The following is a 17998-nucleotide window of genomic DNA, read 5'->3' as shown; positions in this document are numbered from 1 at the left end:
GTGCCCCCTAGATTGTAACCAGACAAGCGGCCCTGTCCAGTGTCAGGGCCGATCGGTGTCGCAGCGAAACGATCGGGAGCGAGACCAATGGCCGCGGGATCGAAGACTGCCATCGTCACGGGTGCCTCGCAGGGGATCGGGGCGGGAATCGTGTCCGCGTTCCTGGAGCGGGGCTACCGGGTCGTGGCCACATCTCGCCAGATCACGAAGAAGAACCCATTCACGCCCTCCGACTCCCTCGCGCTGGTCGACGGCGACATCGGGGACACGGCCACGGCCGACCGGATCGTCGACGCGGCACTCGAGCGGTTCGGGTCGATCGACGTCGTGGTGAACAACGCCGGGATCTTCGTCGCGAAGCCGTTCACCGAGTACACCCCCGACGACTTCCGGGCTCTCGTCTCCACCAACCTTGAAGGGTTTTTGCACGTCACGCAACGGGCCGTCAAGCAGATGCTCGCCCAGGGTTCGGGCGGGAGCGTCGTCACGATCTCCTCGTCGCTCGTCGACAACCCGATCCTGGGGTTATCCTCGGCCGTCTCGATGATCACCAAGGGGGGACTCGACGCCGCGACCCGGAGCCTCGCCTCGGAGTACGCCAAGGACCGCATCCGCTTCAACGTCGTGGCCCCAGGCGTCGTCGACACCCCGCTGCACCGGAAGAACCCCCAGGATTTCCTCAGGACCCTGTCGCCGATGGGCGTGATCTCCGAAGTCAAGGATATCGCCGACGCGGTGCTCTACCTGACGGAAGCCTCGAGCGTGACGGGCGAAGTCCTCCACGTCGACGGGGGTGCGCATTTCAGCAAGTGGTGATGCAAAAACGCCAGAGCGGGGCAGGAGTGCCCCGCTGCTTCCCACGAGACAGGTTCTCGCTGATTTTTAAGACTTCCACAATTCTCCATTTTCCGAAGGGCGACCGATGTCAGGGCAAGACTCGACGACGGCCACGCGTTGGAGCCGCACGCCATTTTCGACACGTCTTGGCATCGATTACCCGATCATCCAGGGGCCGTTCGGCGGGTTCTCGACGCAACGGCTCACGGCGGCCGTCTCGAACTTCGGCGGCCTGGGCTCGTTCGGGGCACACGGACTGGAGCCCGGGGAGATCCGGGACGTCATCGCCGAGATCCGATCGCTGACGACGAAGCCGTTCGCGATGAACCTGTGGGCCTCGATGGAGGACGAAGGTGCGAGGACATCCGGCGAGAAGGCGTTCTCCAGGAGCCTCTCCGTGATCGCCCCGCACATCGAGGCGCTTGGGGGGCCGCGTCCGTCCTACGAACCGTTCGCCCCGCCCCGTGTCGAGGATCAGATGCGGGTGCTCCTGGATGAGAATGTCCCGGTCTTCAGCTTCCTCTTCGGGATCCCTCCTCGGGAAATCCTCGACGAATGCCGAGCCCGGGACATCGTCCTCCTCGGGACCGCGACGACCCCCGATGAGGCCGTCGCCCTGGAGCAGGCGGGGGTCGACGTGGTCGTCGCCTCGGGCTTCGAGGCGGGCGGCCATCGCGGCTCCTTCCTGCGGCCGGCCGAAGATTCGCTGACCGGCACCTTCTCCCTGGTCCCGCAAGTGGTGGACCGCGTCAGCATTCCCGTGGTCGCCGCCGGGGGGATCACCGACGCCCGGGGCATCGTCGCCGCCCTGGCCCTGGGTGCGGACGGTGTCCAAATCGGCACGGCGTTCCTCGCCTGCGAGGAGTCGGGCGCGAGCCCGCAACACCGCGCAGCCCTCCTGGGGGGTATGGCCGCCCAGACGGCCCTGACCCGAGGCTTCACCGGCCGCCTCGGCCGGGGCATCAAGAACCGACTGATGGAAGAGCTCAATCGACCCGGCACCGAGTTCCTGCCATACCCCTTGCAACGTCACCTGATGAAACACCTATCCCGCCTCGCGGAAAGGGCAGGGCAGGCCGACTTCATCCCCCTCTGGGCCGGCCAGAGCGCAAACCTCACACGGCACAGAGATGCCACGACACTCCTCAACTCCCTCATCTCGGACGTCACACCCATTGCCGAGGCCGTCCTCCGCCGGAGAGAATCGCGATAACCCCTTGGGATCCAACTTGTAAGAGCCCCCAAAGGGTGCGGTCTCCCCACAAGCCGGCGACCGGCGACCGTTGCCCCTTCTCCCTACGCTCGTGAATAATTCGATCATCACGGGCCGGGAGGACTCGATCGTTCTCCAGAGCCCGAAGCCTCTTGGGGAATGCTCCCGGGGTAAGAATCCCCTCCCGATGGGGATCGCGGCCGACCAAGGCGCACCTCGAGGGGGTCCGTTTTTCTGGCATACGTGCCGACATCCACGTCCCGAGCCTATCGAAATGAGCACCGTCGAGCCCCAGGAGTCCACCACCTCCCCTTTTGAGCGGGGTCCGACGATCGACCTCCGCCTGACGCTGATCATGGCGGCGACCTGCGGCGTCGCGGTGGCGAACATCTACTACAACCAGCCGCTCTTGGGGATCATCCTGGCCTCGTTCCCCGACGCGAGGTCCGTCGCCGCGATGGTGCCGACGGCCACACAGCTCGGTTACGCGAGCGGCCTGTTCCTGCTCGTCCCCCTCGGCGACCGGCTCGATCGTCGTCGGCTGATCCTGGTCCAGATCTCGACGCTGGTGCTCTCTCTGGCGGCCACCGCTCTCGCTCCGAACGCCTGGTGTCTCGTGGCCTCGTCGGTGCTGGTGGGGATGACCTCGACCGTCGCGCAACAGGTCCTCCCCTTCGCGGCGGAGCTCTCGGCGCCGGAACGTCGAGGGCGGACGATCGGCACGGTGATGAGCGGGCTCCTCTGCGGGATCCTCCTCGGCAGGGCCCTCGGCGGGGCCGTGGGCGAGCATCTCGGCTGGCGGGCCATGTATGGGCTCGGCCTCGGGCTGACCGCCCTGACCGGCGTGGTCCTGGCCGCGGTGCTCCCCCACAGCCGGCCGAAGACCGATCAGAGCTACCTGGCGCTCCTCCGATCGCTGGCGGACCTGTGGCGGGAAGAGCCCGAGCTGCGTCGATCGACGAGCCTTCAGGCCTGTCTGTTCGGCTCATTCATCGGGATCTGGACCGTCCTGGCGCTCCACCTCGACACCAACTACGGGCTGAACGCCACCGTCGCCGGCCTGTTCGGGATCGTCGGGGCCTGCGGCGTCCTCTTCGCCCCGATCGCGGGCAAGATCGCCGATCGCCGGGGCCCTTACGCGGTGATCGGCCTGGGCACCCTCGTGATGTCGTTCTCCTGGCTGATCCTCGGCCTGTGGAACAGCATCGCCGGGTTGGTCGTCGGCATTATCCTGATCGACTTCGGTGCGCAGGGGGTGATGATCTCGAACCAGCACATCATCTACGCGCTCCGCCCCGAGGCCCGCAATCGGCTCAACACCGTCTACATGTGCGGGATGTTCCTCGGCGGGGCCGCCAGCTCGGCGGCTTCGAGTCTTGCCTGGTCCTTCGGCGGCTGGCCCGCGGTCTGCATCTTCGGCGGGGCGACCGTCACCCTGGCCCTCGGCCTGTATCTCCAGGCCCGACGGGCTCGGGGTCCTGCCGTCGAGAAGGTGGTTTAAGGAACGTCAAAGGTGGAAACGGCATCGTTGTGGACGGGGTCTGTGACCCTGTTGGGCCAGGATCGCTGATCTCATCCGATGGCGAGGGCGGGGTCGCGGACCCCGGCGAGAAAAACACGGGCGGACAACACGTCGGCAAATCCGGCCGGGAGGGCCGGATTTTTGTTTGACTCGGGTCGGGGCCACGATACGATTGGGGATGTCAACCCACCCCGCGTCGTCCCTGTCGAGACGCCTTGGCCTCGGTTGGTGCCGATCTGTCGGCCCCCGACCGAAGTAATTCCCCACCGTGATACCCTTTCTTCCTTCGTCGATTGGCGGGCGCTGCTTGGCGCGCGTCGCGTTGATATCATGGAAGAAACGCCCGATTGCGGCGCGGGTTGAGCCTTGCGCGGCGAGGCGACCGAGACTGGAGATTTGGGACGATGATCGGTCAAGGAGCGGGGTCGCTCTGGGCGTTCCTGGGATCGCTCGGCCTCCGAGAGGTCGTCGTGATCGCCGTGGTCGCGCTCATCATGTACGGCCGCTCCGGCGTGTTGCTCCAAACGACACGGCAGGGGCGGGCCCTTCGCCCCTGGATCGCCGCGGCGCGACGGGCCACGGGGCCGGCCACGCCACAATCCGCGTCGTCGAAGGCCTCACCCCGGCGCTCGCGCTGGGGCGATCGCATGTTCTGGTTCCTGACGATCGCCGCGGCGACGGCCATAGGGGCCCTGATCGTGACCCGCACGATGATCCTCGGATCCTCGGGCCTGTTACACTGACGTCCTTTCCGTCGACCCAAGCCTGATTGGTACCGACGGCCCAACCGAATAAGACGCCCTGCAACCCTTCCGACCGCTTGAGGAGACTGACCATGTTGCCTTTCGCCTTCCTTCCCAACCTGGGCGCCACCGAGTTGATGGTCGTCGCCTTCGTCTCGCTGCTGATCTTCGGCAACCGCCTGCCCAGCGTGATGCGCTCGCTCGGCAAGAGCGTCACCGAGTTCAAAAAGGGTGTCTCGGGGATCGAGGACGACATCGACCAGGCCGTCACCGCCGACACCAAGAAGCCGGCCCCGCCCGCCCCCGAGGTCTGAACAGCGTTGCGTTGAGATCGCCCGCCCGTCTGTCCGAACCCCAATCGCACTCGGAGATGCAGACATGCTTCCCAACCTCGGCCCGATGGAAATGATCGTCGTGATGGCGGTGGCCGTGCTCCTCTTCGGCAAGCGGTTGCCGGAAGTCGGCCGCTCCTTGGGTAAGGGGATTGTCGAGTTCAAGAAGGGCATTCGCGGGATCGAGGACGAGTTCGACATCAGCGGCACGTCGAGCTCGCACGTCCCCGCGCGTCGCACCGAGACCCGGCCGAGCGAAGCCGCCGCGGCCTCCGTCCCCAAGTTCGAGCCCCCCGCCTCGGCCCCCGTCCCCCGGATGGAGTTCGAGCCCCAGACGACCCAGGACTGACGGTCGAGACGGATGGAATAGGGTTTGGATCGAGCCAACCCCGAGAGCCGATCCCGAAACCTGTTTTTTTCTTAAAAACGGGTTTCTGGCGCGCTCGACGCGACAAACCCCAGCGGGATTTCGCCGTGGACTCCCACAGAAACCCGTTTTTTAAGAAAAAAACAGGTTTCGGGACAGTCCTCGCCTTGAATCGCCTCAAGGGAGGTCATCCTCCGAGGCTCTCGCCTCGGCTCGCCGGGCGAGCCGGACGGCTTGGCGGGCCTGGGCGGATTCGTCGCGCCGACGGTCCGCCTCGGTGTCGATCCGCAGTGGAGGCACGGGCGTCGGCTTACCTTCGGCGTCGAGGGCGACATACAGCCCGTAACCGACGGCCACCCGCCGACGCTCGGCACGTTCCATGGGCTCGGCGTGGATCACGATCCGCGCCTCGACCGACGTCCGCCCCGCGTGCGTCACCTCTGCCGAGAGCTCGACTCGCTCGCCGACATATACCGGCCCGAGGAAGGTCATCGCATCAATGGCCGCCGTCGCGATCCGCCCCCCGCCCACATGCCGAAGCGCCGCCACCGCCCCGCACTCGTCCGCCAGCCGCAACAGGACTCCCCCGTGGATCGTCCCGAACGCATTCGCCTGGCCAGGGTCCGTGATGATCGCCAGGCTGACCCGAGAGTCTGACGGGTGCTTCGCGAGCTCCATGAGTGATTGTCTCCTGCGGGGCGAGGTATGGATTCACCACAAAGGCACAAGGGGAAGACCAAATCAAATTACCAACAAATTTCAAAAGTTTATTAATTTTTTTCTTTTGCATTCCTTTGTGCCTTTGTGGTGAATACCGTCCCCTGAATTGGAGCCCCCACCCCATGCTCGAAGACGACTTTTTCTCCGTCATCGACCCGGTCCTTGTCGAAGGCGGGTCGGTGGCCGAGGTGGGGGAGGAGTATCGGGAGCCGCCGCTGGATGTCTTGCGTTACTATCGCCGTCCGGTGCGGCTCAATTGGGTGCCTGTGCTCGGGAGGGCGTTGAGCGTGGTGGCGGTAGTGCGGCAGCCGGTCGACGTCGGCCTGTCGACGGCCGACTACCGCAAGTTCCTCACTCGCCTGGCGATGGCGGTGAACGGGAGGTTCCCGCCGTGGCGGCGAGGGGATCGGTGCCTCGTCATCGGCCTGACGACGGTCGTGCTGACCCCCGAGCCGATCCGCCCCGAAGACGACGCCACCCTCGGCACCTGCCTCGCCCCGCTCGGCCGGACGCGTGCCGTCAACCTCGGCGTGATCCGCGTCAACCTCGGCCAAGAGGCCCTCTCCTTCGCCCTGGCCACCGGCCCCGAGCGCCTCTTCACCGAACCCGAGGCCGTCACCGACGCCCTTACACCCCACCTGCGCCGATTCGTGCCGCTGGTTGAGGGATAGCGGGGAGGATCGCGGGGACGGTATTCACCACAAAGGCACAAAGATACAAAGGGAAGACCAAAACAAATATTTATTTTTCAAAATTTAAAAATTCTGATATTCTCTTTTATGAATTTTGTGTCTTCGTTCCTTTGTGGTGGATAGATCCCCCCGTCCCCCGGTCTTTCACCCCTCCAGCAACCATAGAGCATGCGGCAAGGCGTGCTGGTAGGGCGGGTCATTCCGTGAGGATTCGAGCGCGGCGGAGACGCGGCGGGCGTGGTCGGGCTCGGGGGAGAGGACGACGCGGGGGAGGCAGCAGTACGACGGGGAGTCCGCCTTGATGTGGACCTCGGCCGACCGGGGCGAGGGGCGGCGGAGTCGGAAGGTCTCGACGCCGTCGGTGGCCCGGGCGGTCACGGTCGTGGCGCTCAACTGGGCGGACTCGAGCCCTGCGACGGCCTCGGTGGTGATCTCGACGGCGATCGGCCCATTCGGGCCCCGGAACGTGGCCGTGAGGCGGCCTCCGGAGCGTTCGGGACGCCCTTCGGGGGTCCACCGGAGTTGGCCGGCGAGCCAGGCCGCGATCCAGACCGCCTGACGGGGCGGGCCGTCGAGACTCGGCGCGAGCGCCTCGATCTTCACCGAGTCGATCCGGCCCAGGACCTCGTGGTGAAACGGCGGGTCGAAGAACTGGGCCACCAGCTCGCGCCAACGGGTCAGGCCGCACCAGGCGACGTCGCGGCCGAACGGGCTCACCTTCGGGTCGAGGCCGAGCCGGAGGCCCGCCGGGTCGGCACCCGTGTCGGGGAGGTCGAGGACCAGGCGGGAACACTCGTTGGCCAGGTCGCGGAAGAGGGTCTCGTCGGACCTCGGGTCGTCCGTCCACCAGAGCACGAAGGGGAGGTCGGCTTCCAACAGGGGGCGCACCGCGCCGGGGAGCAAGTCCGACGAGGACGGCCCGGCGGCGAGGACGATGAGCTCACTGCAGACCTGGGGCAAGCCGGGCGCGGGGAGGTGGCACAGCGCCGAGACCTCGGCCGAGAGCCGGCGCTCGGGGTCGTTCGTCCGGCTGAGGACGATCGTCCGGCTCGGGAACTGGGCGGTTACGGCGTCGATCACGCCCTGGAGCCGCGACGCGCCGGTCGCCCGCCCCTCGACCACGAGGTTCGCCAGCGCGATCCGCGTCACGTGCGGATTCTCGAGGTCCGGCCCCCCGATCCGCTCCGCCGCCGGCCCCCAGAGCCGCAGCAACTCCGTCTCGATGTCGTGGAGGTCGACCGGGACCCCCTGGCCATTCAAAAAGGCGTCGGTGGCTGCCTCGGTCATGTTCGTCACCGTGTCGTGAAGTGGGGTGGAACGGTATGGGGGAGGGGAGGATTCGCCACCAAGGCACAAAGAAGAGAGAAGAAAAGACAAAACCAACAGATGACGCAGATGGCCACAGATTAAATTCAACCTATTTCATTGATTTTTATCTGCGCTCATCTGCGACATCTGCGAATCGTTTCCAATTTCCCTTCGTGCCCTTTGTGCCTTCGTGGTGAATCCTCCCCCCTCAACCCAATGTTACAGCCTGCGCCAGCGAGAATGTTCGTCGACCATGAGGGAATCGGCCGCGTCGGGTCCCCAGGTGCCGGCGGGGTAGGGGACGGGGGGTGCGGCGTCGTCGCGGTTCCAGGCGTCGAGGATCGCGGCGCAGAACCGCCAGGCGCTCTCGACGGCGTCGGTGCGGGTGTAGAGCGTCGGGTCGCCGAGCATCACGTCGAGGAGGAGCCGCTCGTAGGCCTCGGGCGGCGGGACGGCGAACGCGGTCCCATAGCGGAAATCCATCCGGACTTCCTGAAGCCTGCGCCTCGAGCCGGGGACCTTGGCCTGGAAGGCGAGGCTCGCCCCTTCGTTCGGCTGGATTCGCAGGACCAACAGGTTCGCGCCGTTGGCTTCGTCGGTGTCGACCTCGAAGAGGGTCGTCGGCGGTTCTCGGAACTGGATCGCGATCTCGGAGGCCCGCTTCGGCAGCCGCTTGCCGGTCCGCAGGTAGAACGGGACGCCCGCCCAGCGCCAGTTATTCAGCGTGACCTTGAGCGAGACATACGTCTCGGTCCTCGAGTCGGGCCGGACGCCCTTCTCCTCGTGGTAGCCGGGGACTTCCTTGCCCTCGATCGAGCCGGCGACGTACTGGCCTCGGACGACGTTCTTGGCGACGTCTTCGGGAGTCCAGCGAGGGAGGGCGTCGAGGACCTTGACCCGCTCGTTCCGCACGGCGTCGGCCGAGAGGTCGACGGGGGGTTCCATGGCCACGAGGCAGAGGAGCTGCATCAGGTGGTTCTGGACCATGTCGCGGAGCGCGCCCGAGTTGTCGTAATAGCCGCCCCGGCCCCCCGCCATGCCGAGCTCCTCGGCGACGGTGATCTGCACCGAGGCGACGTGGCGGCGATCCCAGATCGGCTCGAAGATCGCGTTGCCGAACCGGAGTGCGAGGATGTTCTGGACCGTTTCCTTGCCGAGGTAGTGGTCGATCCGGTAGACCTGGCTCTCGTCGAGCACCTCGGAGATGTCCCGGTTCAGGGCGCGGGCGCTGGCGAGGTCGTGGCCGAAGGGCTTCTCGATGACCACCCGGCTCCAGGGACTTTCCTGGTGGCTCGGGTAGACCAATCCGGCCTTCCCCAGGTGGCTGATGATCGTGGCGAAGTATTCGGGGGCGACGGCCAGGTAGTAGAGCCGGTTGCCCCGGGTCCCGAGTTGGCCGTCGAGCTGGTGGAGCTGCTCCTTGAGCCGTTCGTAGGCGGCCGGGTCGTCGAACGTCCCGGAGGCGAACGCGATCCGGCTGGCGAACTGCGGCCAGGACTCGGCGAAGTCCGCGTCGCCGCCCTTGGCGAGGCTCTTCTCGAGCTCGGCGCGGAACTGCTCGTCGGTCCAGTCGCGCCTGGCGAACCCGACGATGGCGCACTCGGCGGGCAGGTTGCCGCCCTGGGCCAGGTGGTAGAGCGCCGGCACGAGCTTGCGGTGCGTCAGGTCGCCGGTCGCCCCGAAGAGGACGACCGCGCAAGGCTCGGGGACCCGAGTCCTCGGCAAGCTCTGACGCAGCGGGTTGGCCTCGGCCATCTCCAACGAATCCGACATCCGCGGCACTCCCGCGAGGAAGAAGCATCTCGCCTTCGACGGAACCGGTCGGGCGATCCTCGAAGAGTGTACGGACCACGGTCCCGTTCGATCAAGAGAACCGGGGCCAGGTCGCGAAACCCGACCCCTCGACCCCGATCGATCCCGCGAACCGCGACGCGCGATCGGCACCGTCAGCCTTGAGGCCCCGCCCAGGAAACGCTCGAGGCCAGCGAAGGGCGACCGACCCCACCTCGAGACGAGACGGCCGCGTCTCCGACCGCAGGGGCTCCACCCGAGTCGAGGCGGTCTTCCCAGATCCGGATCGAGTCGCCGCCCGCACTCGCGAGGCAACGCCCGTCGGCGGAGAACACGACGGCGGTGACGGCCCCGACATGGCCTTCGAGCACCTGGCGGACACGTCCCGAGGACATGTCCCAGAGCCGGATCGTCCCGTCCCAACCGGCCGCAGCCAAGATCCGCCCGCCAGGGGCGAACGCCAGGGCCTGCATCGGCGAGGTCTGGCAGTCGAACGTCGAGCTCAGCAGGCCTGTTGCGGGCTCCCAGACTCGGACGAATCCGTCGGCGCCACTCGCGGAGGCGAGCCTGCGCCCCGAGTCGTCGAACACGAGCGCGGAAACCATGTGGGGATGCGCCCGAAACTCAACGAGCTGGCCCCCGGACGCGAGGTCCCAGAGCCGGACCTTCCCCTCCCTCCCGCCGACCGCCAGGGTCCGGCCATCCGGGGAGAAGCAGAGGCTCGACACCCCGCTCCCGACCTGGGACAACCAGGCTCGTTTCTGGCCGCTGGGCAGGTCCCAGACAGCGACGCCCTGATCCTCGACGACGGCCAGGGCCTTGCCATCGCGACAGAACGCGAGGATCCCGAACGACTCCACGGACGTCGGAAAGTCGAGGCGCCCCCCTTCGGGAGAGAGGTCCCAGACGGTCAACGTCGCGTCCGGGTTCTGCACGGCGAGGCGGGCCCCGTCGGGCGACAGCTCCGCGCGAACGCCTCCGGCCCGCTCGCCGACCTCGATCGCCCGGTAGGATCCGGACTCGGGGTCCCAGATCTTGGCGACCCCGTCCTTGCCGCAGACGACCAGACAATGGCCGTCGGGGGCGAACGCCAACGTCCGGACCACGCGTTCCTCCCCGTCGAGGACGAAGCGGGTCGCGAACCCCTTCGGGGGCTCGGCGACGGAGACGGCAAGCACCAACACCATTGCCACGATCACGCCGAGCCCGGGCGTCAGGGTCGAGGCCAGGGCGGACGGCCTACCACGCCTCGGGGAGGAGGCGTGGGCCCCATCGCGAGCGACCTTCGATCGACGATCCATGGACTTCGCCCTCCTCGTCGTCGGGAACCACCCGGGCCGCTCGGCGAGGCCGGCGGCCTTCTCCCGCGCGTCCGGCAACGGCATCCGCCGCAAGTCGGCGACGCCGTCTTTTTAGAACGTCATTGACTTTTCACGTTTTCACTTTAAAATTTTCCGAACTACAAAAACGTGTGAATTTTGAAAACCCCACATCCCTCCGACCCCCGGGCCGTGGGGCCCTCCGTTCCCCTGAGCGGGAGAATTTGGCAGAGCGGACGCGCCACCGAAAAAAATCAGTCGACAAACGTCCGACGAGACGGTTTCCTGGGTAGCTGAGCTGACGCCGGGAAATCCCGAAGGAGGGCGCATTCGGGAGGTTTCTCCGGGGAGGGCCGGTGCGAGGGCTCGTGATGGACGTGCGGGATGATCGGCTCGGATCGGATTTCGAACGCGAGGCGCAGGCCGCGCGCCGGGGCGACGTGTTGGCGTTGGAACGTCTCCTCGAGGCGTTCCGCCCCTACCTGCTCGCGATCGCGCAGCGCGACCTCTCGGACGACTTGCTCGGGAAGGTCGGTGGCTCGGACGTGGTGCAGGAGACGCTGATGGAGGCCCATCGGCACTTCATCAAGTTCGAGGGGGAGGCCCCGGAGGACCTGCGGGCCTGGCTCCGGGAGATCCTCCGGAACAACCTCGCCGACATCGCCCGGCACTATCGATCGACGAGCAAGCGTGCGGTCGGCCGCGAGCAGGCGCTCCAGGCCGAGGCGTCGTTCGTCGACCCGAACCCGACGCCGGGGACGTCCGCGGTCGCCCGAGAGGAGACCGATGCGCTCGACCTGGCGCTCGCAGGGCTCCCGGAAGTTGACCGGGCGGTGATCCTGTACCGCAACCGAGATCACCTCCCCTTCGACGAGATCGGGCGGCGGCTCGGGCGGTCGGGCGAGGCGGCGCGCAAGCTCTGGGCGAGGGCGATCGACCGGCTCCGCCGCTCGATCGAGACGGGGGAGAGTGCGTCATGACGAACGAAGAGATGGCGACGCCGATGCCCGACGAGGGGACCGAGGACGAGTTCCTGACCTTCCTGATCGCCCACGACGTGGCCCTCGCCGCGGACCTGGGGTCGCCGGGGATGGCCCCCCTGACCCCGGGGATCGTCGGCGAGGAGGATCGGGCAAGGCTCGAGCAGGCCCGCTCCTGCCTCGAGATGCTCCACAGGCGATGGCCCTGGCCCGAAGCAGGAGGCGGGGGCGCCTCGAGTCCGATCGACGCCCATGGCGTGACCCTCGGCCGGTTCGAGATCCGGCACCTGCTCGGCCGAGGGGGCCACGGCCTGGTCTTCCTCGCCTTCGACCCGGTCCTCCGGCGTTCGGTCGCCCTGAAGGTCCCCAGGCCCGAGGCCCTCGCCGCGCCCAAGATCCGCGCCCGATTCCTCCGCGAGGCCAGGGCCGTGGCACGGCTCGACCACCCGGGGATCATCCCCGTCCACGACTTCGGCGAGGTCGGGCCGGTCTGCTACCTCGCCTCCGCCTTCGTCGACGGGCCGAACCTCGGACAATGGCTGGCGGACCGCATGTCCCCCCTCGAACCATCGATGGTGGCCAGGCTCGGCATCGAGCTGGCCGAGGCCGTCGCCCATGCGCACAACCGGGGAGTGCTCCACCGCGACCTGAAGCCCGGCAACGTCCTGCTCGAGGGGACTGCCAAGGGGGCCGAGCTCCCCTTCCAGCCCCGGATCACCGACTTCGGACTGGCCAAGCTCCTCGACGACGTGGGGGAGGAGACGCAGATCGGCCCGATGGGGACCCCCCGCTACATGGCGCCCGAGCAGGCCCGGGGTGACCGGTCTCGGATCGGCCCCAGGGCCGACCTCTACGGCCTGGGGGCGATCCTGCACCACATGCTCTCCGACCTCCCGCCCGACGGCCCGCTCCGAGGCCGAGCCCGGGCCCTGGTGGGGATCCCGGGGATCCCCGAGGACCTCCGCGCGATCGTCACATGCTGCCTCCAGGAGAAGCCGGACGACCGCTACATGAGCGCCGGGGCGCTCGCCGACGACCTCCGACGCTTCCTCGCCGGGAAGCCGGTCCGGGCGGCTCGATACACTCGACACGGTTGGGTGGGGGTCGGGCTCGGACTGGTGGCCGTCGGATTAGCGCTAACCTTGCTGGCGTGGGCGGTTTCGAATCGTCCCAAGGCGTCGCGCCCAGCCTCGTTGGTTCGCCTCGGGACCTCCCAAACGACCCGTGCCGGCTATCTCCGGGGCATCCGGCAGGCGGGCCAGCGGCTCGAGGATCTCAACGTCGCGGGTGCCGACGCGATCCTCGCCCCCTGGGCCCGCAGCAACGGCCCGGACGACCCCCGAGGGTTCGAGTGGGGCTACCTCAAGCGGAAGGCCCACCGCGAGTCGATCACGATGACCCACGACCGGGGCGAGGTCTACCAGGTCCGCTACGCCCCCGACGGCCGCTGGATCGCGAGCGCCGGGCAGGATCAGACCGTGAGGCTCTGGGATTCGGCCACGGGTGCCTCCCGGATCCCTCCCTTGCGAGGCCATCTAGGCGAAGTCAACTCCGTCGAAGTCTCCCCCGACGGCCAGTCGCTCGTCTCCGCGAGCGACGACGGCACCGTGCGGCTCTGGAGCGCGAGGACCGGTGACCCCCTCGCTCGCCCGTTGCGTGAGGTCTCGTCCTCTTCCGTCCCCGCCGCCATCTTCTCGGCCGACGGCCGCCGCGTTATCGCGGGTTACGACGACGGCGTGGTGCTCGTCTGGGACCCCGCCAAGGAGCGGCCGCTCGCCCGGGCGGAACTCTCGATTGGCCAGATCAAATCCCTGGCGACATCCCCCGACGGCTCGTTCATCGCCGCCGGGGGCATCGCCGGCAAGCACCTCGCGCTGCTCACTCCCAGGCTCCAGAACGCCCGCGACCTGGTACGGCCGGATGGTATCCTGGGCCCCGTTTACAGCACAGCCTTCTCCCCCGACGGCCGACACCTCGCCGCGACGGCGGGCCCGACCGGAGTCTGTCTCTGGCAGACCTCGGGCGAGTTGGAGTCGACCCTGCGGAGCAACCGCGAACGCGCCTGCTGCGTCGCCTTCTCTCCCGACGGGGCCCGGCTCGCCACGGGCGGCGACCACCTCGACCCGAACATCCGGCTCTGGGATGCCTCCACGGGAGATCTTGTCGACGTGCTCACCGGGCACGCCAACCGAGTCTGGAGCGTCGCCTTCTCTCCCGACGGCACCCGCCTCGCCTCCGCGAGCCGAGACGGCACGGTCAAGCTTTGGGACCTCGAACGACGACGAGACCGGACCACCATCCCCCTCGGCTCGGGCCCCCTCCCGGTCGAGTTCCGATTCGTCGACGGCGACACCAAACTCCAGGTCCTCTTCAAGGACGGCCGACGTTCCGCCTTCGACGTCGACGGACGACTCCTCAAGTCCCTGCCGACGGGCTCGGCCGACGGTACCATCGGAACGCGTCTTGCCCCCGACGGGCGGGTCCTGTCCTACCTGTCCCCGCCCGGTCTTCTCCGTCTGAGCGACCCCGGCGCCCAGGACATCCCCCTCCCGATCCCCGACGGCCCGTCTCCCCAGGATTTCCCCCTGACGACCTTCAGCCCCGACGGGCAACTCCTGGCCTACTTCGACCGAAACGCCGGGCTCGTCAAAGTTGTGGACACGAACACAGGTCTGCTGGTACGAGACGGATCCCTGGACGGTGCCATCCCTACGCTCCTGATCCTCCAGACGGGGGGGACCTTGATCATCGTCTCGGGGGAGTATGCCTACTCCCTACCGTCCCCCGAGTCGGCGGGCCAGACCACGGCGGGCCTGATCGCGGAAGGCAATCCCGTTTCCTTCGCCGCCTCGCCCGACGGCCTGACCCTCGCCACGGGATGCCGCGACGGCACGATTCGGCTGTATGACACGAGGTCGTTCGTCGTCCGTTCCCGACTGACCGAACGGACCAGCCTCGTCACCCACCTCGCCTTCGCACCCGACGGCCGCACCCTCGCCAGCGCCGACCGCTCCGGTATCGTCCGCCTCTGGGATGCCGTCGAAGGGCAAGAGGTTCTCACGCTCGACGGCCCGTCGAAGCCCCTGGGTTCTCTCGACTTCTCGCCCGACGGACGAACCCTCGGAGCCTACGTCCCTTCGGATCGTTCCATCATCCTCTGGCACGGCGGCCGAGAGTAAGCATTTCTCCGAAACCTGAAAACAGGTTTCGAGAGTGGCAGAAACCGGTCGGCTCAGGATGCCTTCGCGCGGTCGAGGAACTGGGTCGCGGCGTGCATGATCGACTCCTCGGTCGCCTCGGAGCGGGGGAGCTCGGCGGTGAGGCGGCCTTCGCAGAGGACGACGATCCGATCGGCGACGGTCAGGAGCTCGGGGAGTTCGCTCGAGGTCATGACGATCGCCATCCCCTGCGCGACCAGTCGTCGAATTAACGCGTAGATCTCGGCCTTGGCCCCGACGTCGATCCCGCGGGTCGGCTCGTCGAGCAAGAGGATCTTGGGCTCGGTCAACAGCCAACGGGCGAGGATGCACTTCTGCTGGTTGCCCCCCGAGAGGCTCGTGATCGCGGCCTTCCCGCCGGCCGTCTTGATGGCGAGCCGAGTAATCGACTCGGCGACCGCCTTGGCCTCGGCGCGTCGGTCGACCATGCCCCCTCGGGCGAGGGCGCCCAGGTGTCGGATCGTGATGTTCTCGGCGACCGACATCTGGTCGAACAGCCCGAGGTTCTTGCGATCCTCGGTCACGAGGGCAACTCCCGCCGCGATCGCATCTTCGGGCCCTCGGAATCGGACCGGCGTGCCTCCGATCGAGATCGTACCGGCCGAGGGCTTCGGCCCCGCCCCGAAGAGGGCCTCGAGCAACTCGGTCCGCCCCGCGCCGAGGAGCCCGGCCACGCCGAGGACCTCGCCAGGCCGGACCTCCAGGCTCACGTCTTTCAGGTCCGGCCGCCCGCTCCCCGGCGTGCTCTGGAGCGAGAGCCCCGAGACCTGGAGCCGAGGCGGCCCCGAGACCGGCTTGTGCTCGAAGGCGAGCTCGGCGATCTCGCGCCCGACCATCCACCGCACCACCTGCGCCGGGCCGGTCTCGGCCCTGGGGGCACTTGCGACGAACTTGCCGTCGCGGAGCACGGTGACGTGGTCGGAGAGGGTGAAGACCTCGGTCATCTTGTGCGAGATGTACAGCACCGTGGTGCCGTGCCGCCGGAGGTCGTCGATGACGCGGAAAAGCCGGGCGACCTCGGCGTCGGAGAGGGCGGACGTCGGCTCGTCCATGATCAGGACCGCGGCGTCGCATGCCAGGGCCTTGGCGATCTCGACCATCTGCTGGTCGCCGATCCGGAGGTCGCCGACGCTGGCCCGGGGCGAGATCGGCGTCCCCAGCCGCTCGAAGAGCCGGCGGGCCTCGGCCTCCATCGCCCGGTCGTCGAGCCAGCCGAAGGCGCGAGTCTTCTCCCGCCCGAGGAAGATGTTCGCCGTGACCGACAGCTCGGGGACGAGGTTCAGCTCCTGGTAGATGATCCGAATCCCGGCCGCCTCCGCGTCGGCCGGGCCGTTGAACGCCACCGGCTTGCCGTCGACGAGGATCTGGCCCTCGTAGTCGGTGATCGCCCCGGCGAGGATCTTCATGAGCGTGCTCTTGCCCGCCCCGTTCTCCCCGCAGAGCGAATGGACCTCAGCGGCTCTCGCCGTGAACGTCACGTCGCGGAGCGCATGCACGCCCCCGAAGTGCTTGGTGATGTTCCGCATCTCGAGCCGGACGGGAGTCTCGCTGGTACTCATCGCAAACCCATCACCCTTCCCGACGACCCGCGACCCGGCCCGCCCACCCCGCCAGGGCATTGGGCGTCGATCGTCACCGCCGAGTCATCGTCCCGAAGCCTCGCCGCACCACGAAGCGTCCTATCCTAAAGGTCACCCCCATCTCGGGAAAGGGCCCCGTCCAGCAGCCGCTGAGACCGCCTGATCAGAAGTGCAATGCATCTCTAGCTTCCGTCCGCTCGTTCACTGACAACGCGATCGGTGTTTGGATAGGATGTGAGAGGGAAAGGCCAACGATCTGCCAAAGCCAAGTCGGTCGCGAGTTCACCGAGAGGAGGTCGACCAATGAGCACGATGGCTCAAACAAGCGCGATGTCAACCGAGGAGTTGCTCCAGCTTCCCGATGACGACGTCGAGCGGGAATTGATCGACGGCCAACTCCGGGAACGACCCATGACGAAGCATAATCGTTGGCACAGCAGTTCAATGTTTCACCTCGGATATCTGCTGGGCGATTGGTGGCGAAGGCAACCCGAGCTTCGAGGCTTAATCGTCGGCGGAGAGGCCGGCTTTCGGCTCCGACGCGGGCCCGACACGTACGTTGGCATTGACGTCGCCTATGTCTCCGCCGAAGTCCTCGCGAATACCCCGAAAGGCTCGCCGTTCTTCGAAGGACCGCCTGTCCTTGCTATTGAGATTCTCTCGCCCTCAGACACTCACGAAGAGGTTTCTGAGAAGGTACGACTCTACCTCGACTCAGGGTCAGCCCTCGTCTGGCTCGTCGACACCGATTTCCGTACAGTTTTGGTCCACCGCCAAGGCGAAGAGCCGGAGCTCTACAACATCCGTCAAGAGCTCACGGCCGACCCCTATCTGCCTGGCCTACGCATCCGTGTTGCCGATATTTTCCAAGGCATGTGATACGTTTTTGAATATTGCAATCCTCTGATATCCAATTCACGAATATTGATACAGCCCGTTCAGGCCGGCGGCGATCCCTTCGAAGCGGTTTCGTTAACACCAGGGCCTCCCTGCGCGACGGGATCCGAATCCAGATCAGGAAGGCCACATATTAGAGCGACTAACGTTTGTCTGACACACGGCACGATGGGACCCGAACCCGAGAGCGGAGACGGAAACGGGGACTGGCTCCGCAGCGAAGCGCAGGTGCCCGTCCACGTTTCCGCCGCAGCGGACGGCGACGGCCCGGAAAATGGGGACAGCCTTCACGCCGCCATTCTGGCGGCACCCGAAACCCATGAAAATGGCGCCGGCGCTCTGCTACACTGGACCCACGCCCCTGGCACGGCCTTACGCCGGAAAGGTGACTGGTGCTTCGAGCCCGCGGGACAGCCTGGCGAAGACATCGCGCGTACCCGAACCTGTAGCCCAACGGCGTCGGTCCCGACGCCCGCGGA

The 17998-nt window shown here is 67.2% G+C and carries 15 protein-coding genes; 10 read left to right on the top strand and 5 right to left on the bottom strand.

What is annotated here, in order from left to right; all coding sequences use genetic code 11:
• Nucleotides 1-87 precede the first annotated feature (87 nt).
• The 6 genes from ACYOEI_RS38510 to tatA all read left to right on the top strand — a co-directional run bounded on the left by ACYOEI_RS38510 (nt 88) and on the right by tatA (nt 4996).
• Nucleotides 88-816, top strand: a complete 729-nt coding sequence (locus ACYOEI_RS38510; RefSeq protein WP_462855825.1) for an SDR family NAD(P)-dependent oxidoreductase — start codon at nt 88-90, stop codon at nt 814-816.
• 106 nt (nt 817-922) lie between these two features.
• Complete coding sequence (locus tag ACYOEI_RS38505) at nt 923-2050, top strand: NAD(P)H-dependent flavin oxidoreductase (protein ID WP_462855823.1); 1128 nt, start codon at nt 923-925, stop codon at nt 2048-2050.
• A 274-nt stretch (nt 2051-2324) separates the two neighbouring features.
• On the top strand, nt 2325-3551 hold the full coding sequence (locus tag ACYOEI_RS38500) for an MFS transporter (protein ID WP_462855822.1): 1227 nt from the start codon (nt 2325-2327) through the stop codon (nt 3549-3551).
• A gap of 425 nt (nt 3552-3976) precedes the next feature.
• Nucleotides 3977-4315: a hypothetical protein gene (locus ACYOEI_RS38495; RefSeq protein ID WP_462855820.1), complete on the top strand. Its 339-nt coding sequence runs from the start codon at nt 3977-3979 to the stop codon at nt 4313-4315.
• Nucleotides 4316-4407: 92 nt separating this feature from the next.
• Nucleotides 4408-4629, top strand: coding sequence for a Sec-independent protein translocase subunit TatA/TatB (locus ACYOEI_RS38490; protein WP_462855819.1), 222 nt, complete (start codon nt 4408-4410; stop codon nt 4627-4629).
• Nucleotides 4630-4693: 64 nt separating this feature from the next.
• Entirely contained in the window at nt 4694-4996 is a 303-nt protein-coding gene (gene tatA / locus ACYOEI_RS38485; protein WP_462855818.1) for a twin-arginine translocase TatA/TatE family subunit, read from the top strand.
• 195 nt (nt 4997-5191) lie between these two features.
• Here the strand turns inward: tatA and ACYOEI_RS38480 are convergent, their stop codons facing one another.
• A complete protein-coding gene (locus ACYOEI_RS38480) occupies nt 5192-5692 on the bottom strand; it encodes an acyl-CoA thioesterase (protein ID WP_462855816.1) in 501 nt (166 codons plus the stop codon).
• 164 nt (nt 5693-5856) lie between these two features.
• Here ACYOEI_RS38480 and ACYOEI_RS38475 point away from each other — a divergent pair, with 164 nt between their 5' ends.
• Complete coding sequence (locus ACYOEI_RS38475; protein ID WP_462855815.1) at nt 5857-6405, top strand: hypothetical protein; 549 nt, start codon at nt 5857-5859, stop codon at nt 6403-6405.
• A gap of 165 nt (nt 6406-6570) precedes the next feature.
• On the opposite strand, the gene ACYOEI_RS38470 is transcribed toward ACYOEI_RS38475, so the two are convergent.
• From ACYOEI_RS38470 to ACYOEI_RS38460, 3 genes are all read right to left on the bottom strand, one after another.
• Nucleotides 6571-7713: a glucose-6-phosphate dehydrogenase assembly protein OpcA gene (locus ACYOEI_RS38470; RefSeq protein ID WP_462855814.1), complete on the bottom strand. Its 1143-nt coding sequence runs from the start codon at nt 7711-7713 to the stop codon at nt 6571-6573.
• A gap of 240 nt (nt 7714-7953) precedes the next feature.
• Entirely contained in the window at nt 7954-9507 is a 1554-nt protein-coding gene (gene zwf, locus ACYOEI_RS38465) for a glucose-6-phosphate dehydrogenase (protein ID WP_462855812.1), read from the bottom strand.
• Nucleotides 9508-9680: 173 nt separating this feature from the next.
• Nucleotides 9681-10826 carry a WD40 repeat domain-containing protein gene (locus ACYOEI_RS38460; RefSeq protein ID WP_462855811.1) on the bottom strand — a complete coding sequence of 382 codons (1146 nt, stop codon included), beginning with the start codon at nt 10824-10826 and terminating at the stop codon, nt 9681-9683.
• A 374-nt stretch (nt 10827-11200) separates the two neighbouring features.
• Between ACYOEI_RS38460 and ACYOEI_RS38455 the strand changes: the two genes are divergently transcribed.
• Both ACYOEI_RS38455 and ACYOEI_RS38450 read left to right on the top strand, forming a co-directional pair.
• Entirely contained in the window at nt 11201-11824 is a 624-nt protein-coding gene (locus ACYOEI_RS38455) for a sigma-70 family RNA polymerase sigma factor (protein ID WP_462855810.1), read from the top strand.
• The gene (locus ACYOEI_RS38450; protein ID WP_462855809.1) at nt 11821-15003 is read left to right on the top strand and encodes a WD40 repeat domain-containing serine/threonine protein kinase; all 3183 of its coding nucleotides are present in this window, start codon (nt 11821-11823) and stop codon (nt 15001-15003) included. The genes ACYOEI_RS38455 and ACYOEI_RS38450 overlap by 4 nt, the downstream gene beginning before the upstream one ends.
• 53 nt (nt 15004-15056) lie before the next feature.
• Here ACYOEI_RS38450 and ACYOEI_RS38445 read toward each other — a convergent pair whose 3' ends face one another.
• Nucleotides 15057-16601 carry a sugar ABC transporter ATP-binding protein gene (locus ACYOEI_RS38445; protein ID WP_462855807.1) on the bottom strand — a complete coding sequence of 515 codons (1545 nt, stop codon included), beginning with the start codon at nt 16599-16601 and terminating at the stop codon, nt 15057-15059.
• Between the two features lie 324 nt (nt 16602-16925).
• On the opposite strand from ACYOEI_RS38445, the gene ACYOEI_RS38440 reads away from it, so the two are divergent.
• The gene (locus ACYOEI_RS38440) at nt 16926-17501 is read left to right on the top strand and encodes a Uma2 family endonuclease (protein ID WP_462855806.1); all 576 of its coding nucleotides are present in this window, start codon (nt 16926-16928) and stop codon (nt 17499-17501) included.
• Nucleotides 17502-17998 lie beyond the last annotated feature (497 nt).

Source organism: Singulisphaera rosea, assembly GCF_054877945.1.
The sequence above is the reverse complement of the archived record's forward strand: the minus strand, read 5'-3'. Positions and strand labels throughout refer to the sequence as shown.